The 22,778-nt window shown below is 57.3% G+C and carries 23 protein-coding genes and 1 pseudogene; 15 read left to right on the top strand and 9 right to left on the bottom strand.

What is annotated here, in order from left to right:
* Window positions 1-95: 95 nt before the first annotated feature.
* The 11 genes from skp to tilS all read left to right on the top strand — a co-directional run bounded on the left by skp (window position 96) and on the right by tilS (window position 13,251).
* Complete coding sequence (skp, locus tag ACLH1I_RS14560; protein ID WP_002889325.1) at window positions 96-581, top strand: molecular chaperone Skp; 486 nt, start codon at window positions 96-98, stop codon at window positions 579-581.
* A gap of 3 nt (window positions 582-584) precedes the next feature.
* On the top strand, window positions 585-1,610 hold the full coding sequence (lpxD, locus tag ACLH1I_RS14555; RefSeq protein ID WP_032452898.1) for a UDP-3-O-(3-hydroxymyristoyl)glucosamine N-acyltransferase: 1,026 nt from the start codon (window positions 585-587) through the stop codon (window positions 1,608-1,610).
* A 105-nt stretch (window positions 1,611-1,715) separates the two neighbouring features.
* A complete protein-coding gene (gene fabZ, locus ACLH1I_RS14550; RefSeq protein WP_004145858.1) occupies window positions 1,716-2,171 on the top strand; it encodes a 3-hydroxyacyl-ACP dehydratase FabZ in 456 nt (151 codons plus the stop codon).
* A 3-nt stretch (window positions 2,172-2,174) separates the two neighbouring features.
* A complete protein-coding gene (lpxA, locus tag ACLH1I_RS14545; RefSeq protein WP_151629174.1) occupies window positions 2,175-2,963 on the top strand; it encodes an acyl-ACP--UDP-N-acetylglucosamine O-acyltransferase in 789 nt (262 codons plus the stop codon).
* Window positions 2,963-4,114, top strand: a complete 1,152-nt coding sequence (gene lpxB / locus ACLH1I_RS14540) for a lipid-A-disaccharide synthase (protein ID WP_004204457.1) — start codon at window positions 2,963-2,965, stop codon at window positions 4,112-4,114. The genes lpxA and lpxB overlap by 1 nt, the downstream gene beginning before the upstream one ends.
* A complete protein-coding gene (gene rnhB / locus ACLH1I_RS14535) occupies window positions 4,111-4,710 on the top strand; it encodes a ribonuclease HII (RefSeq protein ID WP_004204458.1) in 600 nt (199 codons plus the stop codon). The genes lpxB and rnhB overlap by 4 nt, the downstream gene beginning before the upstream one ends.
* Before the next feature lie 17 nt (window positions 4,711-4,727).
* A complete protein-coding gene (gene dnaE, locus ACLH1I_RS14530; RefSeq protein WP_017900653.1) occupies window positions 4,728-8,210 on the top strand; it encodes a DNA polymerase III subunit alpha in 3,483 nt (1,160 codons plus the stop codon).
* A 12-nt stretch (window positions 8,211-8,222) separates the two neighbouring features.
* Window positions 8,223-9,182 carry an acetyl-CoA carboxylase carboxyl transferase subunit alpha gene (gene accA, locus ACLH1I_RS14525; RefSeq protein ID WP_004204460.1) on the top strand — a complete coding sequence of 320 codons (960 nt, stop codon included), beginning with the start codon at window positions 8,223-8,225 and terminating at the stop codon, window positions 9,180-9,182.
* A 112-nt stretch (window positions 9,183-9,294) separates the two neighbouring features.
* Window positions 9,295-11,448, top strand: a complete 2,154-nt coding sequence (locus ACLH1I_RS14520; RefSeq protein WP_004204462.1) for a lysine decarboxylase LdcC — start codon at window positions 9,295-9,297, stop codon at window positions 11,446-11,448.
* 46 nt (window positions 11,449-11,494) lie between these two features.
* Window positions 11,495-11,884: a VOC family protein gene (locus tag ACLH1I_RS14515; RefSeq protein WP_004204463.1), complete on the top strand. Its 390-nt coding sequence runs from the start codon at window positions 11,495-11,497 to the stop codon at window positions 11,882-11,884.
* 53 nt (window positions 11,885-11,937) lie between these two features.
* Window positions 11,938-13,251 carry a tRNA lysidine(34) synthetase TilS gene (gene tilS, locus ACLH1I_RS14510; RefSeq protein WP_064189493.1) on the top strand — a complete coding sequence of 438 codons (1,314 nt, stop codon included), beginning with the start codon at window positions 11,938-11,940 and terminating at the stop codon, window positions 13,249-13,251.
* Between the two features lie 12 nt (window positions 13,252-13,263).
* Here the strand turns inward: tilS and rof are convergent, their stop codons facing one another.
* Window positions 13,264-13,524 carry a Rho-binding antiterminator gene (rof, locus tag ACLH1I_RS14505; protein WP_002889424.1) on the bottom strand — a complete coding sequence of 87 codons (261 nt, stop codon included), beginning with the start codon at window positions 13,522-13,524 and terminating at the stop codon, window positions 13,264-13,266.
* A complete protein-coding gene (locus ACLH1I_RS14500) occupies window positions 13,511-13,711 on the bottom strand; it encodes a YaeP family protein (protein WP_002889429.1) in 201 nt (66 codons plus the stop codon). The genes rof and ACLH1I_RS14500 overlap by 14 nt, the downstream gene beginning before the upstream one ends.
* Before the next feature lie 196 nt (window positions 13,712-13,907).
* On the opposite strand from ACLH1I_RS14500, the gene ACLH1I_RS14495 reads away from it, so the two are divergent.
* From ACLH1I_RS14495 to nlpE, 3 genes are read left to right on the top strand one after another with little or no spacing between them, the layout of a single operon-like run.
* The gene (locus ACLH1I_RS14495; protein WP_004204466.1) at window positions 13,908-14,453 is read left to right on the top strand and encodes a YaeQ family protein; all 546 of its coding nucleotides are present in this window, start codon (window positions 13,908-13,910) and stop codon (window positions 14,451-14,453) included.
* Window positions 14,450-14,863 (top strand): alternative ribosome rescue aminoacyl-tRNA hydrolase ArfB, encoded by a 414-nt coding sequence (arfB, locus tag ACLH1I_RS14490; protein ID WP_004204468.1) that lies wholly within the window; start codon window positions 14,450-14,452, stop codon window positions 14,861-14,863. Before ACLH1I_RS14495 ends, arfB begins: the two co-directional genes overlap by 4 nt.
* 42 nt (window positions 14,864-14,905) lie before the next feature.
* The gene (gene nlpE / locus ACLH1I_RS14485; protein WP_004204471.1) at window positions 14,906-15,604 is read left to right on the top strand and encodes an envelope stress response activation lipoprotein NlpE; all 699 of its coding nucleotides are present in this window, start codon (window positions 14,906-14,908) and stop codon (window positions 15,602-15,604) included.
* A gap of 187 nt (window positions 15,605-15,791) precedes the next feature.
* On the opposite strand, the pseudogene ACLH1I_RS14480 reads toward nlpE, so the two are convergent.
* The 7 genes and pseudogenes from ACLH1I_RS14480 to metN form a co-directional block, all read right to left on the bottom strand.
* Window positions 15,792-16,084 (bottom strand): annotated as a pseudogene (locus ACLH1I_RS14480) (hypothetical protein); the annotation flags it as partial.
* 58 nt (window positions 16,085-16,142) lie between these two features.
* Entirely contained in the window at window positions 16,143-17,861 is a 1,719-nt protein-coding gene (gene proS / locus ACLH1I_RS14475; RefSeq protein ID WP_004204474.1) for a proline--tRNA ligase, read from the bottom strand.
* Window positions 17,862-17,973: 112 nt separating this feature from the next.
* Window positions 17,974-18,681, bottom strand: coding sequence for a tRNA (N6-threonylcarbamoyladenosine(37)-N6)-methyltransferase TrmO (gene tsaA / locus ACLH1I_RS14470; protein WP_043521946.1), 708 nt, complete (start codon window positions 18,679-18,681; stop codon window positions 17,974-17,976).
* Window positions 18,678-19,085 carry an Rcs stress response system protein RcsF gene (gene rcsF, locus ACLH1I_RS14465; protein ID WP_004204477.1) on the bottom strand — a complete coding sequence of 136 codons (408 nt, stop codon included), beginning with the start codon at window positions 19,083-19,085 and terminating at the stop codon, window positions 18,678-18,680. The genes tsaA and rcsF overlap by 4 nt, the downstream gene beginning before the upstream one ends.
* Before the next feature lie 107 nt (window positions 19,086-19,192).
* Window positions 19,193-20,008 (bottom strand): methionine ABC transporter substrate-binding lipoprotein MetQ, encoded by an 816-nt coding sequence (gene metQ / locus ACLH1I_RS14460; protein ID WP_002889445.1) that lies wholly within the window; start codon window positions 20,006-20,008, stop codon window positions 19,193-19,195.
* 43 nt (window positions 20,009-20,051) lie between these two features.
* Window positions 20,052-20,705, bottom strand: coding sequence for a methionine ABC transporter permease MetI (locus ACLH1I_RS14455; RefSeq protein ID WP_004204478.1), 654 nt, complete (start codon window positions 20,703-20,705; stop codon window positions 20,052-20,054).
* Window positions 20,698-21,729, bottom strand: coding sequence for a methionine ABC transporter ATP-binding protein MetN (metN, locus tag ACLH1I_RS14450; protein WP_002889450.1), 1,032 nt, complete (start codon window positions 21,727-21,729; stop codon window positions 20,698-20,700). The genes ACLH1I_RS14455 and metN overlap by 8 nt, the downstream gene beginning before the upstream one ends.
* Before the next feature lie 188 nt (window positions 21,730-21,917).
* On the opposite strand from metN, the gene gmhB reads away from it, so the two are divergent.
* Complete coding sequence (gmhB, locus tag ACLH1I_RS14445) at window positions 21,918-22,484, top strand: D-glycero-beta-D-manno-heptose 1,7-bisphosphate 7-phosphatase (protein ID WP_004204479.1); 567 nt, start codon at window positions 21,918-21,920, stop codon at window positions 22,482-22,484.
* Window positions 22,485-22,778 lie beyond the last annotated feature (294 nt).

The raw sequence follows: 22,778 nt of genomic DNA, 5'->3' as shown, positions 1-22,778 counted from the left end.
CAGTATAGCGCTGACCGTAGGCGATAACGCGTTTATCGCCTCGCCACGCAAATAACGGTACCCCTGGGTACTCATGGGATGGTAAGGAGTTTATTGTGAAAAAGTGGTTATTAGCTGCAGGTCTGGGTTTGGCAATGGTAACTTCCGCTCAGGCGGCAGATAAAATTGCCCTGGTGAACATGAACAGCCTGTTCCAACAGGTTGCCCAGAAGACTGGCGTTTCCAACACGCTGGAAAACGAGTTCAAAGGCCGCGCTAGCGAACTGCAGCGTATGGAAGGCGACTTGCAGTCTAAAATGCAGCGTCTGCAGTCCATGAAGCCGGGCGCCGATCGTACCAAACTGGAAAAAGACGTGATGGCTCAGCGCCAGACCTTCTCCCAGAAAGCGCAGGCGTTTGAACAGGATCGCGCTCGTCGTTCCAACGAAGAGCGTGGCAAACTGGTGACCCGTATCCAGACTGCCGTACAGAGCGTAGCGAAAGATCAGAGCATCGATCTGGTGGTTGACGCGAATGCCGTTGCATACAACAGCAGCGATGTAAAAGACATCACCGCTGATGTGCTGAAACAGGTTAAATAAGTAATGCCTTCAATTCGACTGGCTGATCTCGCGCAGCAGTTGGATGCAGAATTACACGGTGATGGCGATATCGTCATCACCGGCGTTGCGTCCATGCAGAGCGCGAAAACGGGCCAAATCACTTTCATGGTCAACCCTAAGTACCGTGAGCACCTGGCCGCTTGCCAGGCTTCTGCCGTTGTGATGACGCAGGATGATTTGCCTTTTGCCCATAGCGCCGCGCTGGTAGTGCGTAATCCCTACCTGACCTACGCGCGCATGGCTCAAATTCTGGATACCACGCCGCAGCCGGCACAGGATATCGCGCCGAGCGCGGTTATCGATCCGACGGCGAAGCTGGGTAGCAACGTTGCCATCGGCGCCAACGCCGTTATCGAATCCGGGGTAGAGCTGGGCGATAACGTGGTCATCGGCGCAGGCTGCTTCGTTGGGAAAAATACGAAAATAGGCGCCGGCTCGCGTCTGTGGGCTAATGTGACCGTTTACCATGAGATTGAGATCGGCGAGAATTGCCTGATCCAGTCCAGCACGGTGATCGGTGCGGATGGCTTCGGCTACGCCAACGATCGCGGCAACTGGGTGAAGATCCCGCAGCTGGGTCGCGTCATTATTGGCGATCGCGTGGAGATCGGCGCCTGCACCACAATTGACCGCGGCGCGCTGGACGATACCGTGATTGGCAACGGGGTTATCATTGATAACCAGTGCCAGATTGCGCATAACGTGGTGATTGGCGACAATACCGCGGTTGCCGGCGGTGTCATCATGGCAGGCAGCCTGAAAATCGGCCGCTACTGCATGATTGGCGGCGCCAGCGTGATTAACGGCCATATGGAAATCTGCGATAAGGTCACCGTCACGGGGATGGGAATGGTGATGCGTCCTATCAGCGAACCTGGCGTATACTCCTCCGGTATTCCGCTGCAGCCGAACAAGGCGTGGCGTAAAACCGCTGCGCTGGTGATGAATATTGACGAGATGAGCAAGCGCCTGAAAGCGATTGAGCGCAAGGTTAATCAACAAGACTAATTCATCATTTGGTCACATGACATTTCCGGCCTGTTGCATTCGCTAAAAGATTGCCGCAGGCCGTGTTATTATTGCCTTTTAGTACATTTAGACAGGAAGAGTATTTTGACTACTGACACTCATACTCTGCACATTGAAGAGATTCTGGAACTTCTGCCTCACCGTTACCCGTTCCTGCTGGTAGACCGCGTGCTGGATTTTGAAGAAGGTCGTTTTCTGCGCGCAGTAAAAAATGTTTCTGTAAACGAGCCGTTTTTCCAGGGGCATTTCCCTGGTAAGCCGATTTTGCCGGGCGTCCTGATTCTGGAAGCAATGGCGCAGGCCACCGGGATTCTGGCATTCAAAAGCGTTGGAAAACTGGAACCAGGCGAGCTGTATTACTTCGCGGGCATCGATGAAGCACGTTTCAAACGCCCGGTAGTACCAGGCGATCAGATGATTATGGAAGTCACTTTCGAGAAAACCCGCCGCGGCCTGACCCGTTTCAAAGGCGTTGCGCTGGTTGACGGTAAAGTGGTTTGCGAAGCGACGATGATGTGTGCGCGTAGCCGGGAGGCCTGATACGTGATTGATAAAACCGCTTTTGTTCATCCTACCGCCATTGTAGAAGAAGGCGCCGTGATTGGTGCTAACGTCCACATTGGTCCGTTTTGTATTGTTGGCGCCAACGTCGAAATCGGCGAAGGCACCGTACTGAAGTCTCACGTTGTCGTTAATGGCCACACCAAAATCGGCCGTGACAATGAGATCTATCAGTTCGCTTCCATCGGCGAAGTTAACCAGGATCTGAAATATGCTGGCGAACCGACCCGGGTGGAAATTGGCGATCGCAACCGCATTCGCGAAAGCGTCACCATTCATCGCGGCACAGTACAGGGCGGTGGATTAACAAAGGTGGGCAACGATAACCTGCTGATGATCAACTCCCACGTGGCGCACGATTGTACGCTTGGCGATCGCTGCATCCTGGCCAATAACGCGACGCTCGCGGGCCATGTTTCGCTGGATGATTATGTCATTATCGGCGGCATGACCGCGGTGCACCAGTTCTGCGTCATTGGCTCACATGTTATGGTTGGCGGCTGCTCCGGCGTGGCGCAGGACGTTCCGCCGTTCGTGATTGCCCAGGGCAACCATGCGACGCCATTCGGCGTCAATATCGAAGGCCTGAAACGCCGCGGCTTCAGCCGGGAAGCGATTACCGCGATCCGCAACGCGTATAAACTGCTGTACCGCAGCGGCAAGACGCTGGAAGAAGCCAAGCCGGAGATCGCCGAACTGGCGACTCAGCATCCTGAAGTCCAGCCGTTTGTCGATTTCTTCGCCCGCTCTACCCGCGGCTTGATTCGTTAATGACTGAACAGCGTCCCCTGACGATTGCCCTGGTCGCCGGAGAAACCTCCGGCGATATTCTTGGCGCCGGCCTCATCCGCGCCCTCAAAGCACGCATCCCGAATGCGCGCTTTGTCGGCGTGGCGGGACCGCTGATGCAGGCGGAAGGGTGTGAAGCCTGGTACGAAATGGAAGAGCTGGCGGTGATGGGGATTGTTGAAGTGCTCGGTCGCCTGCGTCGCTTACTCCATATTCGCGCCGATTTGACCCGCCGCTTCGGCGAGCTGCGTCCCGACGTCTTCGTCGGCATCGACGCCCCTGATTTCAATATTACCCTCGAAGGGAATCTGAAAAAGCAGGGCATCAAAACCATTCACTACGTCAGCCCGTCGGTCTGGGCCTGGCGACAAAAACGCGTTTTCAAAATCGGCAGATCCACCGATCTGGTGCTGGCCTTTCTGCCTTTCGAAAAAGCGTTTTATGACAAATTTAACGTTCCCTGCCGTTTTATCGGCCATACCATGGCGGATGCGATGCCGCTGGATCCTGACAAAGGCGCAGCGCGCGATCGGTTAGGGATCCCGCACGACGTGCGTTGCCTGGCGCTGTTGCCCGGCAGCCGCGGCGCAGAAGTCGAAATGCTCAGCGCGGACTTTCTGAAAACCGCTCAGCTTCTGCGGGCTAGCTATCCCGATCTGCAGGTGGTGGTGCCGCTGGTTAATGCCAAACGGCGGGAGCAGTTTGAGCGAATTAAAGCTGAGACGGCGCCGGATATGATCGTCCATATGCTGGACGGTCAGGCGCGCGATGCGATGATCGCCAGCGACGCCGCGCTGCTGGCCTCCGGGACGGCGGCGCTGGAGTGTATGCTGGCGAAATGCCCGATGGTGGTTGGCTATCGCATGAAGCCGTTCACCTTCTGGCTGGCGAAGCGGTTGGTTAAAACCGACTACGTCTCGTTGCCGAACCTGCTTGCCGGGCGCGAGCTGGTTAAAGAGCTGCTGCAGGATGAGTGCGAGCCTCAGGCGCTGGCTGCCGCTCTGCAGCCGCTGCTGGCCGATGGCAAAACCAGTCATGAGATGCATGAGACATTCCGCGCGCTGCATCAGCAGATCCGCTGCAACGCCGATGAGCAGGCGGCGGATGCCGTACTGGAGTTAGCAAAACAATGATGGAGTTCGTCTATCCGCATACCCATCTGGTTGCCGGCGTCGATGAGGTCGGGCGTGGCCCCCTGGTTGGCGCGGTGGTGACCGCGGCGGTGATCCTCGATCCGGCGAAGCCGATTGTGGGTCTGAATGATTCCAAAAAACTCAGCGAGAAGCGTCGTCTGGCGCTGTTCGATGAGATTAAAGAGAAAGCGCTGTGCTGGAGCCTGGGGCGCGCCGAGCCGCACGAAATCGATGAGCTGAATATCCTGCATGCCACTATGCTGGCGATGCAGCGCGCCGTCGCCGGCCTGAGCATTGTACCCGAGTTTGTTCTGATCGATGGCAACCGCTGCCCATCGCTACCGATGCCCTCCCTGGCAGTAGTCAAAGGCGACAGCCGGGTGGCAGAAATCAGCGCAGCGTCTATTCTGGCAAAAGTCACTCGTGACGCCGAAATGGCCACGCTGGACCTCGCATTTCCCCACTACGGATTTGCCCAGCATAAAGGCTATCCCACCGCTGTTCACCTGCAGAAGCTGCAGGAACACGGCGCAACAGAGCATCACCGGCGCAGTTTTGGCCCGGTGAAGCGTGCCCTGGGCCTGGCGTCCAACTAAGTCACCGGGATCTAAAGATGGCTGAACCACGTTTCGTACACCTGCGGGTGCACAGCGACTATTCCATGATCGATGGGCTGGCAAAGACCGGGCCGCTGGTCAAGAAGGCGGCCTCGCTTGGCATGCCAGCGCTGGCGATCACCGATTTCACCAACCTCTGCGGGCTGGTGAAGTTCTACGGGACGGGACACGGCGCGGGGATTAAGCCGATCGTCGGCGCCGATTTCCACGTGCAGTGCGACCTGCTCGGCGACGAATTTACCGAGCTGACCGTGCTGGCGGCGAATAACACCGGCTACCAGAACCTGACTCTGCTGATTTCCCGCGCCTATCAGCGCGGCTACGGCGCCCTGGGGCCGTGGATCGATCGCGACTGGCTGGTGGAACATCAGGAAGGGCTGATTCTGCTCTCCGGCGGCCGTAAAGGCGACGTCGGCGTCAGCCTGATCCGCGGCAACATGCCGCTGGTTGAGCAGTGCGTCGCCTTCTATGAAGAGCATTTCCCGGATCGCTATTTTCTGGAGCTGATCCGCACCGGTCGTCAGGATGAAGAGAGTTATCTTCATGCCGCCGTGGCGCTGGCGGAAGCGCGTGGTCTGCCGGTGGTGGCGACCAACGATGTCCGCTTCCTCGACACTGGCGACTTTGACGCCCATGAAATCCGCGTCGCTATTCACGATGGCTTCACCCTCGACGACCCGAAACGGCCGCGCAACTACTCGCCGCAGCAATATATGCGCAGCGAGGAAGAGATGTGCGAGCTGTTCGCCGATATTCCGGAAGCGCTGGCAAACAGCGTTGAAATTGCCAAGCGCTGCAACGTCACCGTGCGGCTTGGCGAATATTTCCTGCCGCAGTTCCCGACCGGCGATATGACCACGGAAGATTTCCTGGTGATGAAATCGAAAGAAGGTCTGGAGGAGCGGCTGGAATTCCTCTTCCCGGATCCGGAAGTGCGCGCGAAGCGCCGGCCGGAATACGACGAGCGTCTGGATATCGAGCTGCAGGTGATCAACCAGATGGGCTTCCCCGGCTACTTCCTGATCGTGATGGAGTTTATCCAGTGGTCGAAGGATAACGGTGTGCCGGTCGGCCCGGGCCGCGGTTCCGGCGCCGGTTCGCTGGTGGCCTACGCGCTGAAGATCACCGATCTCGACCCGCTGGAGTTCGACCTGCTGTTCGAACGTTTCCTTAACCCAGAGCGTGTCTCAATGCCCGACTTTGACGTCGACTTCTGCATGGAGAAACGCGACCAGGTTATCGAGCACGTGGCGGATATGTATGGCCGCGACGCGGTATCGCAGATCATCACCTTCGGTACCATGGCGGCGAAAGCGGTCATCCGGGATGTGGGCCGCGTGCTGGGTCACCCGTACGGCTTTGTCGACCGCATCTCCAAGCTGGTGCCGCCCGATCCGGGCATGACGCTGGCGAAAGCCTTCGAGGCCGAGCCGCAGCTGCCGGAGATCTACGAGGCGGACGAAGAAGTGAAAGCGCTGATCGACATGGCGCGTAAGCTGGAAGGGGTGACGCGAAACGCCGGTAAGCATGCGGGCGGCGTGGTTATCGCACCGACCAAGATCACCGACTTCGCCCCGCTGTATTGCGATGAGCAGGGGCTGCATCCGGTTACCCAGTTTGACAAGAACGACGTGGAATACGCCGGGCTGGTGAAATTCGACTTCCTCGGTCTGCGTACGCTCACTATCATTAACTGGGCGCTGGAGATGATTAATAAGCGCCGTGAGAAGAACGGTGAAGGGCCGCTGGATATCGCCGCCATCCCGCTGGATGACAAGAAAAGCTTCGACATGCTGCAGCGCTCGGAAACCACTGCGGTCTTCCAGCTTGAATCGCGCGGCATGAAAGATCTGATTAAACGCCTGCAGCCGGACTGCTTCGAAGATATGATCGCTCTGGTGGCCCTGTTCCGCCCGGGCCCGCTGCAGTCGGGGATGGTAGATAACTTTATCGACCGTAAGCACGGCCGAGAAGAGATCTCGTATCCGGACGTGCAGTGGCAGCATGAAAGCCTGAAACCGGTGCTGGAGCCGACCTACGGCATCATCCTGTATCAGGAACAGGTCATGCAGATTGCCCAGGTGCTGTCCGGGTATACCCTCGGCGGCGCGGATATGCTGCGTCGCGCGATGGGTAAGAAAAAGCCGGAGGAGATGGCCAAGCAGCGTTCTATCTTTGAGGATGGGGCGAAGAAAAACGGCATTGACGGCGAACTGGCGATGAAAATCTTTGACCTGGTGGAGAAATTCGCCGGTTACGGGTTTAACAAATCGCACTCCGCCGCGTACGCGCTGGTTTCTTACCAGACGCTATGGCTTAAGGCGCACTATCCGGCTGAGTTTATGGCGGCGGTAATGACCGCCGATATGGATAACACCGAGAAGGTCGTTGGCCTGGTGGACGAGTGCTGGCGGATGGGGCTGAAAATTTTGCCGCCTGATATTAACTCCGGCCTGTACCATTTCCACGTCAACGACGACGGCGAGATCGTCTACGGTATCGGCGCCATCAAGGGCGTCGGCGAAGGGCCGATCGAAGCGATCATTGAGGCGCGCAACAACGGCGGTTATTTCCGCGAGCTGTTCGACCTCTGCGCGCGGACCGATATTAAAAAGCTCAACCGTCGCGTGCTGGAAAAGCTGATTATGTCCGGGGCGTTCGATCGTCTCGGTCCGCACCGTGCGGCGCTGATGAATTCGCTGGGCGATGCGCTGAAAGCCGCCGACCAGCACGCCAAAGCCGAGGCCATCGGCCAGGCTGATATGTTCGGCGTACTGGCGGAAGAGCCTGAGCAGATTGAACAGTCCTACGCCAGCTGCCAGCCGTGGCCTGAGCAGGTGGTGCTGGATGGTGAAAGGGAGACCCTGGGGCTGTACCTGACCGGGCACCCGATTAACCAGTATCTGAAAGAGATTGAGCGCTACGTCGGCGGCGTGAGGCTCAAAGACATGCATCCGACCGATCGTGGAAAAGTGACCACGGCGGCGGGGCTGGTGATTGCGGCGCGGGTAATGGTCACCAAGCGCGGCAATCGTATCGGCATCTGTACCCTGGATGACCGTTCCGGGCGGCTGGAAGTGATGTTATTCACCGACGCGCTGGATAAATATCAGCAGTTGCTGGAAAAAGACCGCATACTTATCGTCAGCGGACAGGTCAGCTTTGATGACTTTAGCGGGGGGCTTAAAATGACCGCCCGTGAAGTCATGGACATTGACGAAGCCCGGGAAAAATATGCTCGCGGGCTTGCTATCTCGCTGACGGACAGGCAAATTGATGACCAGCTTTTAAACCGACTCCGTCAGTCTCTGGAACCCCACCGTTCGGGAACCATTCCAGTGCACCTCTACTATCAGAGGGCGGATGCACGCGCGCGGTTGCGTTTCGGCGCAACATGGCGCGTCTCTCCGAGCGATCGTTTACTCAACGATCTGCGTGGCCTTATCGGCTCGGAGCAGGTGGAACTGGAGTTTGACTAATACAGGAATACTATGAGTCTGAATTTCCTAGATTTTGAACAGCCGATTGCAGAGCTGGAAGCGAAAATCGATTCCCTGACTGCGGTAAGCCGTCAGGATGAGAAACTGGATATTAACATCGACGAAGAAGTGCATCGTCTGCGCGAGAAAAGCGTAGAGCTGACGCGCAAAATCTTCTCCGATCTCGGTGCATGGCAGGTTGCGCAACTGGCGCGCCACCCGCGCCGTCCTTACACCCTGGATTATGTCCGCCTGGCGTTCGACGAGTTTGACGAACTGGCCGGTGACCGTGCCTACGCTGACGATAAAGCGATTGTCGGCGGTATCGCGCGTCTTGATGGTCGTCCGGTGATGATCATTGGCCACCAGAAAGGTCGCGAAACCAAAGAAAAAATTCGTCGCAACTTTGGTATGCCGGCCCCGGAAGGCTACCGCAAAGCGCTGCGCCTGATGGAGATGGCTGAGCGGTTTAAAATGCCGATCATCACCTTCATCGACACCCCGGGCGCCTACCCGGGCGTTGGCGCGGAAGAGCGCGGCCAGTCGGAAGCGATCGCTCGCAATCTGCGTGAAATGTCGCGTCTGAGCGTGCCGGTGATCTGCACCGTGATCGGCGAAGGCGGCTCCGGCGGCGCGCTGGCGATCGGCGTGGGCGACAAGGTCAACATGCTGCAGTACAGCACCTATTCGGTGATTTCGCCGGAAGGCTGTGCCTCCATTCTGTGGAAGAGCGCGGATAAAGCGCCGCTGGCTGCGGAAGCGATGGGTATTATCGCCCCGCGTCTGAAAGAGCTGAAGCTGATCGATTCTATCGTTCCGGAACCGCTGGGCGGCGCCCACCGCAACCCGGAAGCGATGGCGGCAAACCTGAAAGCGCAGCTGCTGGCGGACCTGGCCGATCTCGATCTTCTCAGCGAAGAAGAGCTGCTTAACCGCCGCTATCAACGTCTGATGAGCTACGGTTACGCCTAAGTATTCCGCTAGCGCAAAAGACTAAGGGCCGGATTTTCCGGCCCTTTTTTATGTGCGATGCGCCCAGGGGATTGCTATGATGCTGGACTTAGGTGAATACCAGGAGGAAAGCGTGAATATCATCGCCATCATGGGGCCTCACGGCGTCTATCACAAAGACGAGCCGATCAAAGAACTGGAAGCGGCGCTGCAGCGCCAGGGCTTCCAGACTATCTGGCCGCAAAACAGCGCCGACCTGCTGCAGTTTATCGAGCACAACCCGCGCATCTGCGGCGTGATCTTCGACTGGGATGAGTACAGCGTCGATCTGTGCAGCGATATCAATCAGCTCAATGAATATCTGCCTCTGTACGCCTTTATTAACGCCCACTCGACGATGGATGTCAGCAGTCAGGATCTGCGCATGACGCTGTGGTTTTTCGAATATGCGCTGGGACTCTCCGAAGAGATCGCCACCCGCATCGGGCAGTATACCCGCGAGTACCTGGACAATATCACCCCGCCGTTTACCCGCGCGCTGTTTAACTATGTGCAGGAGGGTAAATATACCTTTTGTACGCCGGGTCATATGGGTGGCAGCGCCTATCAGAAAAGCCCAGTGGGCTGCCTGTTCTATGACTTTTTTGGCGGGAATACGCTGAAGGCGGATGTCTCGATTTCGGTCACCGAGCTGGGCTCCCTGCTGGATCATACCGGCCCGCATCTGGAGGCGGAGGAGTATATCGCTCGCGCCTTTGGCGCCGAGCAAAGCTATATGGTGACCAACGGTACCTCAACGTCCAATAAAATTGTCGGCATGTACTCGGCGCCCGCCGGCAGCACGCTGCTGATTGACCGTAACTGTCACAAATCGCTGGCCCACCTGCTGATGATGAGCGATGTGGTTCCCCTGTGGCTGAAGCCGACCCGCAACGCGCTGGGGATCCTCGGCGGTATCCCCCGGCGCGAGTTTACCCGCGACAGTATTCAGCAGAAAGTGCGCGACACGGGCGGGGCGCAGTGGCCCGTGCATGCGGTGATCACCAACTCCACCTACGATGGCCTGCTCTACAACACCACCTGGCTTAAAGAGACGCTCGACGTCCCGTCGATCCATTTCGATTCCGCCTGGGTGCCGTATACCCATTTCCATCCGATATATCAGGGGAAAAGCGGCATGAGCGGTGAGCGGATCCCCGGTAAAGTCATCTTCGAGACGCAGTCGACGCATAAGATGCTGGCCGCGCTGTCGCAGGCCTCGTTGATCCACATTAAGGGCAACTATGATGAAGAGACCTTCAATGAAGCCTTTATGATGCATACCTCTACATCGCCGAGCTACCCCATCGTCGCGTCGATTGAGACCGCGGCGGCGATGCTGCGCGGTAACTCCGGTAAGCGCCTGATCCAGCGCTCCATTGAGCGGGCGCTGGACTTCCGCAAAGAGGTGCAGCGACTGCGCGAAGAGTCGGACGGCTGGTTCTTTGATATCTGGCAGCCGGAAGCGGTGGATAAAGCCGAGTGCTGGCCGGTGGCACCGGGCGAAGACTGGCACGGTTTCAAAGATGCCGATGCGGATCATATGTATCTCGATCCGGTGAAGGTCACCATTCTGACGCCGGGCATGGACGAGCAGGGGAATATGGATGAAGAGGGGATCCCGGCGGCGCTGGTGGCGAAGTTCCTCGACGAGCGGGGCGTGGTGGTGGAGAAAACGGGCCCCTACAACCTGCTGTTCCTCTTTAGCATCGGTATCGATAAAACCCGGGCGATGGGGCTGCTGCGCGGCCTGACCGAGTTTAAGCGTGCCTACGATCTAAATCTGCGGGTGAAGAATATGCTGCCGGATCTGTACGCCGAAGATCCCGACTTCTACCGCAATATGCGGATCCAGGATCTGGCGCAGGGGATCCACCGCTTGATCCGCCAGCACCAGCTGCCGCAGCTGATGCTCAGCGCCTTTGACGTCCTGCCGGAAATGAAAATGACGCCGCATCATGCCTGGCAGCGCCAGATTAAAGGTGAGGTGGAAACTATTGAACTGGAGAACCTGGTGGGCCGGATTTCGGCCAACATGATCCTCCCTTATCCGCCGGGGGTACCGCTGCTGATGCCAGGAGAGATGATCACGGAGGAGAGCCGGGCGGTGCTCGACTTCCTGCTGATGCTCTGCTCCATAGGACGTCATTACCCGGGGTTTGAGACCGATATTCACGGCGCGAAGCGCGATGAGGACGGCGTTTATCGGGTACGAGTCTTAAAAAATGACGAAAGGCTTGCGCGTTAACGGCGCGCACGAGTAACGTGGCTGGCTTAACAGAAGGAGTTTGACCATGCTGGGTTTGAAACGGGTTCACCATATTGCCATCATTGCGACCGACTACGCCCGCAGTAAAGCGTTCTATTGCGATACTCTGGGGTTTACGCTGCAAAGCGAGTTTTATCGCGCCGAGCGTGACTCCTGGAAAGGCGATCTGGCGCTCAACGGCGAGTATGTGATTGAGCTGTTCTCGTTCCCGTTTCCGCCGGCCCGCCCCAGTCGTCCGGAAGCCTGCGGGCTGCGTCATCTGGCCTTTAGCGTGGATGATATCGACGCTGCGGTAGCGCATTTGACTGCGCATGGCGTGGAGTGCGAAGCGATTCGCGTCGATCCCTTTACCGGTAAACGCTTTACCTTCTTTAGCGATCCGGACGACCTGCCGCTGGAAATATATCAGCAGTAAACCTTGCCAGCGCGACCCTGGCCCGGTAACGTGCCGGGCCATCACTTCTTGGTATGTTTGTGGTTATGACGGCTGACATTGCGCATACGCTTCATCCCCATCGCCAGCTGCTGGTGGCCTTCAGCGGCGGTCTGGACTCGACGGTTCTTCTGCATCAGCTGGTGCTGCTGCGGGAACAGGATCCCTCGCTGACGCTGCGGGCGGTACATGTTCACCACGGCCTTAGCGCCCACGCAGACGACTGGGTGGCGCACTGTCGGCAGATTTGCCAGCAGTGGCAGGTGCCGTTGGTGGTGCATCGCGTGACGTTAGCCCGGGGCGGCCTGGGGGTCGAGGCCCATGCCCGTGCGGCGCGCTATCAGGCCTTTCAGGATACGCTCAATGCCGGCGAGGTGTTAGTGACCGCCCAGCACCAGGATGACCAGTGCGAAACGCTGTTGCTGGCGTTAAAACGCGGCAGCGGTCCTACTGGTCTGTCGGCGATGGCGCCATCCTCTGCCTTTGCCGACAGCCGACTACTGCGTCCTCTCCTCAATGAAACCCGCGAATCGCTACGCCAGTGGGCGCTCGCCCATCAGTTGTCGTGGATTGAAGATGAGAGTAATCAGGACGATACCTATGACCGCAACTTTCTGCGCCTGCGGGTGATCCCGCTGCTGCGCGAGCGCTGGCCGCACTTTAGCGAGGCCGTCGCCCGCAGCGCCAGCCTGTGCGCCGAGCAGGAGCAACTGCTGGACGAGATACTGGCGGCGGAGCTCGCGTCGCTGGTGGCCGAAGACGGGTCGCTGGCTATCGCACCACTGACGTCGATGAGTTCTCCCCGCCGCGCGGCGCTGCTGCGTCGCTGGCTCGCCGGGCAGCGGGCGCCGATGCCTGCCCGCGAGGTGCCGGAGCGCCTCTGGCACGAGGTGGCGCTGGCGCGGGAAGATGCCAGCCCCTGCCTGCGGTTGGGGGAATTTACCGTCCGTCGTTTTCAGCAGCGCTTGTACTGGGTGAGATATGTACCCGGGCAGGCGGATAGCGTCCAGCACTGGCCCGACTGGCGCCAGCCGCTGCGGCTGGCGGACGGTCTCGGCGAGCTGATGCTGCAGCCGGGCGGTAGGCTGCGCCCGCCCTCGGCGGATGAGCCGATCACCGTCCGCTTTCGCGCCAGCGGCAATCTGCATATCGTCGGGCGTCATGGCGGCCGTAAGCTAAAGAAGATCTGGCAGGAGCTGGGCGTTGCTCCGTGGCGACGAGACACCACGCCGCTGCTGTTTTACGGTGAAACGCCGATTGCCGCAGCGGACAATCTGTTTGTGACCCACGAAGGTGAAGTCAAAGACGGGGAAGGGGTCAGTCTGACATGGAGGAAAACGGGCGGTTAAGCCCGTTTTGATTCAGGATTCGCTCACCACCACGGTGCCGATTTCCGGGTGACTGAAGCTGGCGATTTTATCCAGGCGCAGCTCGCGGACGTTGCCGGCGAGTTCGACCACCAGATACTCGATATTTTTACGCGAGATTAGATCGCTGGCCTTCGCCTGCAGCTGTTCGCCATCCTTCAGCGCCAGCGTCAGCACCAGGTGATGCTGGCAGGCCAGCTCCAGGTTGTCGTAATCATCGCAGTTAATGGGTTGATAAGTATCATTCATTGACATAATCGCTCACCAGTAAGTTTGCTGCCGCATAAGCGGCCTTTTCCCTGACTGACTCCGAAAGGGCCTCATCCGCCGCAATCTCATTCAATACTTTCAACACGCAACCCAGCGCATCCGGGATATACCCTAAGTCTCCGCTGGCTATTTCCGCATACCGCTTGCGTATTAACTCACAATAGTGGTCCACATGCCCTCCTGTCAGCGTTCTGACTCAACCGTGGGATGCAAGTTTAAGCCTACGAAGATAAACTCTGTTTAGCAAGGGAACTATATCATAGTCATTTAAGCAATTTCAGCAGGATGAAACAGGTTGCTGCGATTGCTGACAGCCTTTTGCCGCCAGTTTCGCTACAATGTACGCCATTTTTTTCAGGAGTTTATTCATGGCGCTGAAAGCGACGATATATAAAGCCGCGGTGAATGTAGCCGATCTGGATCGCAACCAGTTTCTGGATGCTAACCTGACGCTGGCGCAGCACCCGTCGGAAACCCAGGAGCGCATGATGCTGCGCCTGCTGGCGTGGATCAAATATGCCGATGAACGGCTGCAGTTTACGCGCGGCCTCTCGTCAGACGACGAGCCGGAGCTGTGGCTGCTTAACGATCATCTCGGGGTTGATCTGTGGATCGAGCTGGGGCTGCCGGACGAGAAACGTATCAAGAAAGCCTGCTCGCGGGCGCAGGCGGTGGCGTTGTTCGCCTATAACAGCCGGGCGGCTGAAATCTGGTGGCAGCAAAATCAGAACAAGCTTGCGGCGTACCCGAAGCTGACCATCTGGTATCTTGATGATGCCCAGCTGGCGCAGCTTAGCGCTTTTGCCGACCGCACGATGACGCTGCAGGCCACGTTGCAGGAGGGGAGCATCTGGTTATCCGATGCTCAGAACAATCTGGAAATTCAGCTTACCGCCTGGCAAGCGCCGGCATGATTACTATCAGCCGCAGTGTGGCCATTGCTGACAACGAGATCACGCTGGAAGGTATTCGCGCCCAGGGGGCCGGGGGCCAACACGTGAACAAAGCGTCGACCGCGATCCATCTGCGCTTCGATATTAAAGCCTCGAGCCTGCCGGCGTTTTACAAAGAGCGCCTGCTCGCCGCCAGCCATCACTTAATTTCTGCTGACGGTGTGGTTATCATTAAGGCTCAGGAATATCGCAGTCAGGAGATGAACCGCGAAGCGGCGATCGCCCGGCTGGTGGCCCTTATCAAAGAATTAACCGCAGTGCAAAAAAGTCGCCGGGAGACGCGACCGACTCGGGCATCCAAAGAGCGTCGCCTTGCTTCTAAGGCGCAAAAGTCCTCAGTCAAGGCGCTGCGTGGAAAAGTTCGCCAGTGAAGGCGTCGGCGAACGGGTGGAATGGATCATAAGGAAAGTAGAGTGAAGAAAATCATATTCTCCGTGATAGCGGCCTGTTCGCTGTTCGCGCTGTTTGGTTGTAACCATCGCGCCGAAAATGACACGGTTCAGCCGGCAGCGATGGAAGAGCTCAAACCGATGCAGCAAAGCTGGCGTGGGGTGCTGCCCTGCGCGGATTGCGAAGGCATCGACACCTCGCTGTTCCTGGAAAAAGACGGTACCTGGGTGATGAATGAGCACTATCAGGGCGCTGGTCGTGAACCATCTTCCTTTGCCTCTTACGGCACCTGGGCGCGTACAGCGGATAAGCTGGTACTGACCAACAGCAAGGGCGAAAAATCGTACTTTCGCGCGAAGGGCGACAAGCTGGAGATGCTCGACCGCAACGGGAGTCCCATTCAGTCTCCTCTCAACTATACCCTGGAGCCGGTGAAGGCCAGCCTGCCGACCACCCCGATGGCGATGCGTGGCATGTACTTCTATATGGCCGATGCGGCAACCTTTACTGATTGCGCGACCGGTAAACGCGTCGCGGTGGCGAACAATGCCCAGCTTGAGCGGGATTATGCCGCTGCCCGCGGCAATGATTCACGTCCGGTTCTGCTGGTGGTGGAAGGGCACTTTACCCTCGAGGCGAACCCGGATACCGGCGAAATGATGAAAACGCTGATGACGGATCAGGCCGGCAAATTTATTCCAGGGAAAGACTGCGGACACTGATTGTCCGGCTCCTGCCCGGGGAATGGGCAGGAGATACGCCTCAGCGGTAGCCGGCCAGCGGACTTCGTTCATGGTGGTTTTACCGTCCCCCTTTTCCACCAACCATAGCGCACGAATCATGAGCCTCATGACGGGTGGGAAAGGGCAAATCGTTCTTTTACTCCGCACCGGCCTTCGGTTTGTTCACCAGATACAGCGCGACGTGGCTCACGGAAGAGGGGCTGAAGGCGCGGATCCCAAACGAAGTGACGCCGAGGCTGGAGAAGAAGAGCAGGTCGCCGGAACGTAGGTCGCTTTCGGCGATTTCGCGCAGTCCGCTGCCGGCAATCGAGCTTTGGCGCCGGAGGGGACAGCCCATGGCAGTGAGCAGCTATCGGTCGCGGATGCGGAAGGGGCGCTGCGGCCGATGTCTACAGTGCAGGCGGTAGGCAGGAGCAGGGCGGAGGTCAGCAGCCCGCTGCTGAGAAGAGGTGCAGTCATGGGTACAGTCCTTGTAAAAAAAAGGCCCTGACATCCGTTCAGGGCCCTGGTTGGGTGATTAGCCTTTTATCGCTTTAACCAGATATTCCACAATATCCCCGGTCTTAATCAGCTGCTTCTCACCGTTGCGACGATACTTGTATTCGATATCGTCATTGTCGAGGTTACGATCGCCCAGCACGATGGTGTGCGGGATACCGATCAGCTCCATATCGGCGAACATCACGCCCGGACGCTCTTTACGATCGTCCATCAGCACTTCAATACCCTGGGCGCTCAGCTCGGCGTACAGTTTCTCCGCCAGCTCCTGCACACGGTAAGATTTGTGCATGTTCATCGGCAGGATCGCCACCTGGAACGGCGCAATCGCATCCGGCCAGACGATACCGCGATCGTCAAAGTTCTGCTCAATCGCCGCCGCCACTACGCGAGTGACCCCGATACCATAGCAACCCATCGTCAGGATCTGGTTGCGGCCATCTTCGCCCTGGACCGCGGCTTTCATCGCCTCGGAGTACTTCGTCCCCAGCTGGAAGATATGACCCACTTCGATACCGCGCTTGATAAGCAGGGTACCTTTGCCGTCCGGGCTCGGATCGCCGGCGACGACGTTACGGATGTCCGCGACTTCCGGCGTGGCGACATCGCGGTCCCAGTTGATGCCGAAGTAGTGTTTGCCATCGATGTTGGCGCCGGCGGCGAAATCGCTCATCACCGCCACAGTACGGTCGATAATCACCGGCACCGGCAGGTTCACCGGACCCAGGGAGCCCGGACCGGCTTTCACCAGGGCGCGGATCTCTTCTTCGGTGGCGAAGGTCAGCGGGCTGGCGACCTGCGGCAGTTTTTCGGCTTTCACTTCGTTCAGCTCGTGATCGCCGCGCACCAGCAGGGCAACCAGCGGGGAAGCGCTATCTTCAACCGCTTTCACCAGCAGGGTTTTCACGGTTTTTTCGATCGGCAGGTTGAACTGCTCAACCAGCTCGGCGATGGTTTTGGCGTTCGGCGTGTCGACCAGGGTCATCTCCTGGGTGGCGGCCGCGCGCGGCGTTTTCGGCGCAACGGCTTCCGCAAACTCGATGTTTGCCGCGTAGTCGGAGCTGTCGGAGAAGATCACATCGTCTTCGCCGCTCTGCGCCAGCACCTGGAATTCATGAGAGGCGCTGCCGCCGATAGAGCCGGTATCAGCCTGTACCGCGCGGAAGTCCAGCCCCATGCGGCTGAAGATTTTACTGTAAGCGGCGTACATCGCATCGTAGGTTTCCTGCAGCGATTCCTGCGAAGTATGGAAAGAATACGCATCTTTCATCAGGAATTCGCGGGAGCGCATCACGCCGAAACGCGGACGCACTTCGTCGCGGAATTTGGTCTGGATCTGATAGAAGTTCAGCGGCAGCTGCTTATAGGAGTTCAGCTCGTTGCGGATCAGGTCGGTGATGACCTCTTCGTGGGTTGGACCGAGGACGAACGGACGATCGCCACGATCGGCAATGCGCAGCAGTTCCGGGCCGTACTGCTCCCAGCGACCGCTCTCCTGCCATAGTTCAGATGGCTGAACGACCGGCATTAACACCTCGATCGCACCGGCGTTGTTCATCTCTTCACGCACGATGTTTTCGACTTTTTTCAGGACGCGCACGCCGGTCGGCAGCCAGGTGTATAACCCGGAGGCCAGCTTGCGGATCATCCCGGCGCGCAGCATCAGCTGGTGGCTGATTACCTCGGCGTCGGCAGGTGTCTCCTTCAGAGTGGAGAGCAGATATTGGCTAGTACGCATGTTGTAACGGTTCCAGTTAAACGAGCGGAACAGGCTGGTTGCCCAGCCTGAAACAAAAAAAGTGGTTTAGTTTACCAGTGTGGCAAAGATGCCAAAAGAGAGGAAAATAAAATTAGCGCGCTTCGAGGGCAAAGACTTCAAAACCGGAGGCAGTCACCCGCCAGCGGACGTTGAAATCCAGCAGCCAGACGGCGTAATTTTTACCTGCCTCTTCCTCTTTACGGTAGGCCGGGCGCGGATCCTGCGCCAGCACCTCTCGGATAAACGCCTTCAGATGCGGATAACGCTTCTCCAGATGCAAAAGCTGCGTTTCGACCTCGGCGGTAAAACTGACGACTTGATCCGCCTGCGGTGCCTGTTGCGCGTAGCTGGCGTGCGCGTTGGGCAGCGCTTCGGCAAACGGCAGATAGGGTTTGATGTCGACCACCGGCGTACCATCGACGAGATCGAGGCTGCCGAGCTCCAGTATCACCTGCTCTTTCTGACAGCGAACGCCCTTCAGCTCAACCAGCGACATGCCAATGGGATTGGGGCGAAACGTGGAGCGGGTGGCGAAGACGCCCATACGCGCGTTGCCCCCGAGACGGGGAGGGCGCACCGTCGGACGCCAGCCGCCTTCCATGGTCTGATGAAACACAAACAAGATCCACAGATGGCTGAAGCTTTCCAGACCACGCACGGCGTCGGCCTGGTTGTAGGGCGCGATCAGATGGAGTTCTCCGCCGCCGTGCTTGACCAGACCCGGCTGGCGAGGCACGGCAAACTTCTCTTTATACGGCGAGCGGATCACGCCTATCTGCGCGAACTGAAATGCACTCATTGCGCCGATACGTTAAGCGCCGAGCCCAGACAAACCGCCTGACGGTAGCAGCCTGGGGTACCGCTGGTCACTTCGCAGCGGTGCAGCAGGACAGCATTGGCTTTCATTCGTGCGGCATTAATCTGCAGGCGCTTGCGGGCGGTAGGGATATTCGGCGGAGAATCCTGATTCGAAGCCTGGCAGGACTCGCCAGACACTTCACCCAGATCGCGGAACGGTTTACCTACCAGTTCTGACGCATCGGTATAAATACGTACCGGCGCCGGACGGGTTGCGCGTGGTTTGGTCGGCTCCGATTTAACCGGAGGAGTTGCAGTGCTTTGAACAGGCTCGACGGGAGATCTGCTTAGCATGGAACAACCGCTTAACATGAGTGCTATCAAACAGACCGGTAAAGCACGCATAATATTTCCTCAATGAATAAAAAACAGGGCGTTATTGAATCAGGTGCTTGCATAAATGACAAGACGGGCGTGAAGCCCGTCCTGAATGATATTACGGTGAGAAAAGATTACCAGCCTTTCACTGCGCCGCCGTTAAAGATCTTGTTTGCTGCTTCGTAAACTTCATCGCTCTGGTAAGCCTGAACGAATTTTTTCACATTCTCAGCATCTTTATTGTCTTCACGCGCCACGATCAGGTTCACGTACGGCGACTCTTTCCCTTCAACAAAGATGCCGTCTTTCGCCGGGGTCAGGCCAATCTGACTGGCGTAAGTGGTGTTGATAACGGCCAGCGCAATCTGCGCGTCGTCGAGAGAACGCGGCAGCTGCGGCGCTTCCAGTTCAACAATCTTCAGGTTTTTCGGGTTCTCGACGATATCCAGCGAGGTCGGCAGCAGGCCAACGCCGTCTTTCAGTTTGATCAGGCCCACCTGCTGCAGCAGCAGCAGAGAACGACCGAGGTTGGTCGGATCGTTAGGGACGGCGATCTGCGAGCCCGGCTGCAGTTCGTCCAGCGATTTGATTTTCTTCGAGTAACCCGCGATCGGGTAGACGAAGGTGTTGCCGACAGCCACCAGCTTGTAGCCGCGGTCTTTAATCTGCTGGTCGAGGTACGGTTTATGCTGGAAGGCGTTGACGTCGATATCACCTTTGCTCAGCGCTTCGTTCGGCAGAACGTAATCGTTGAAGGTCACCAGCTCAACGTCAAGGCCATACTTCTCTTTTGCCACTTTCTGCGCGACTTCAGCGACCTGCTGCTCCGCCCCGACGATAACGCCGACTTTAATATGATTCGGATCTTTTTCATCCTGACCGCAACCCACCAGCGCCAGAGAACCGATTAACGCACCAACTGCCGCAAAGGTTTTGAAATTAAAGGCCATGTTATTTCCTTCCTGTAAGAATGAGTGTTGTCTGCCAATAACGTTATTTATGAGTCACAGCCCGGACGATGCGATCGCCAGAGAATTGAATTAAATAAACCAGAATAACCAGCAATACCAGTACGGTATTCATCACGGTGGCGTTGTAGCCGATATAGCCATACTGATAACCAATCTGCCCCAAACCGCCGGCGCCCACCGCGCCGCCCATGGCGGAATAGCCCACCAGGGTGATAAGAGTGATAGTGGCGGCGTTGACCAGACCCGGCAGCGCTTCAGGCAGCAGAACCTTACGCACGATCTGCAGCGGCGTAGCGCCCATTGCCCGGGAGGCTTCAATAAGGCCTGTCGGGATCTCCAGCAGCGCGTTCTCCACCATGCGAGCGATAAACGGCGCGGCGCCCACTGTCAACGGCACGATCGCCGCCTGCAGGCCGATTGAGGTGCCGACGATTACGCGGGTAAACGGGATCATCCAGACCAACAGGATAATGAACGGGATGGAGCGGAAAATGTTCACCAGCGCCGACAGCGTCCGGTACAGTTTAGCATTGGCGACGATTTGCCCCGGACGGGTCACGTACAGCAGCACGCCCACCGGCAGGCCAAGGACAAAACCGAAGAAGCCGGAGACAAAGGTCATTGCCAGCGTTTCCCATACGCCGCGCAACAGCAGCCACATCATTGCCTCAGACATAACCCAATACCTCTACTTTTACATGATGTTCCTGCAGCCAGGCGATAGCCGCCTGAGTGTCTTCCTGTGTACCGTGCATTTCAGTCAGCATGATGCCGAACTTCACCCCGCCGGCATAATCCATCTGCGCGCTAATAATGTTGTTATTCACGTTGAAGCGACGCGCGGTTTCAGAAAGCAGCGGCGCATCGACGGAGTGGCCGGTAAATTCCATGCGCAGCATTGGTACGCTATCCGCTGTAGCGGTAGGTTTCAGGCGCGCCTGGTAGTCATCCGGAATATCCAGGTGCAGGGTCGACTGAATAAACTGCTGGGCCAGCGGCGTCTTCGGATGGGAGAAGACTTCGCTCACCGTGTCCTGCTCAATCAACTGGCCGTTGCTAATCACTGCCACGCAGTCGCAAATGCGTTTCACCACATCCATTTCGTGGGTGATCAGCAGGATGGTCAGCCCCAGACGACGGTTAATATCTTTCAGCAGTTCGAGAATGGAACGGGTGGTGGCCGGATCCAGGGCGCTGGTGGCTTCATCGCACAGCAGTACCTTGGGGTTACTGGCCAGCGCGCGGGCAATGGCGACACGCTGTTTCTGACCGCCGGAGAGATTAGCCGGATAGCTGTCGTGCTTATCACCCAGGCCGACAAGATCCAGCAGCTCCGTCACGCGGCGTTTGATTTCTGCCTGTGGCGTGTTATCCAGCTCCAGAGGTAACGCCACGTTGCCGAAAACGGTGCGGGATGCCAGCAGGTTAAAATGCTGGAAAATCATGCCAATCTGACGGCGAGCGCGGGTTAGCTCTTTTTCCGACAGCGCAGTCAGCTCCTGACCGTCAACCTGTACGCTGCCCTCAGTCGGGCGCTCCAGCAGGTTAACGCAGCGAATCAGCGTACTTTTACCGGCGCCGGAGGCACCGATGACGCCGTAAATCTGTCCGGCAGGGACATGCAGGCTGACGTTATTCAGCGCCTGAATGCTGCGATTCCCCTGCTGGAACACTTTGGTGATATTGGAAAGTTTAATCATCAGTTATTTATTATCGTTTAGCCGTTTGCCGTGGCATTTTCTTCTGCCGTATCCAGGCGATGCCTGGCAATGAAATGGATGTTAAGGCATCCAGACGTCTAAATCAATCTGACTCTTTATAATGAGCACTTTCTTGCATGCGGAAACATGCGATACTAACGGCACTAGCCTTTTTCAGGAGCAAACCGGTGGCAAAGTCAGTACCCGCAATTTTTCTCGACCGTGACGGCACTATTAATGTCGATCATGGCTACGTCCACGAAATCGACAATTTTGAATTTATCGATGGCGTCATTGACGCAATGCGCGAACTAAAAGAGATGGGCTACGCGCTGGTGCTGGTCACTAACCAGTCCGGTATTGCTCGCGGTAAATTTACCGAAGCTCAGTTTGAAACGCTGACCGAATGGATGGACTGGTCTCTGGCAGACCGTGGCGTCGATCTGGACGGTATCTATTATTGCCCGCATCACCCGCAGGGTGCGGTTGAGGAGTACCGTCAGACTTGTGATTGCCGTAAACCGCATCCGGGGATGCTGATCTCCGCTCGCGATTATCTGCATATCGATATGGCCGCTTCCTATATGGTAGGGGACAAACTGGAAGATATGCAGGCTGCAGCGGCTGCTGATGTCGGTACTAAAGTGCTGGTACGTACCGGTAAGCCTGTTACTGAAGAAGCGGAAAAAGCCGCGGACTGGGTGCTAAATAGCCTGACAGAGCTGCCGGCGGCGATTAAAAAGCAGCAAAAATAAGCGTTACGTATAAAAGATGAGCGGTTGAAATAAAATTGTATTTTTCCGCTTGTCATTCCCGGCGGGCTCCCTATAATGCGCCTCCATCGACACGGCGGATGTGAATCACTTCACACAAACAGCCGGTTCGGTTGAAGAGAAAAATCCTGAAAAACGGGTTGACTCTGAAAGAGGAAAGCGTAATATACGCCACCTCGCGACAGAGCGCTAAAGCGCGTCGCAACTGCTCTTTAACAATTTATCAGACAATCTGTGTGGGCACTCAAAGTGACATGGATTCTTAATGTCTTCGGA

The organism is Klebsiella sp. 1SOBk10mer (assembly GCF_046602535.1).
Lineage (GTDB): Bacteria > Pseudomonadota > Gammaproteobacteria > Enterobacterales > Enterobacteriaceae > Klebsiella > Klebsiella quasipneumoniae.
The sequence above is the reverse complement of the archived record's forward strand: the minus strand, read 5'-3'. Positions and strand labels throughout refer to the sequence as shown.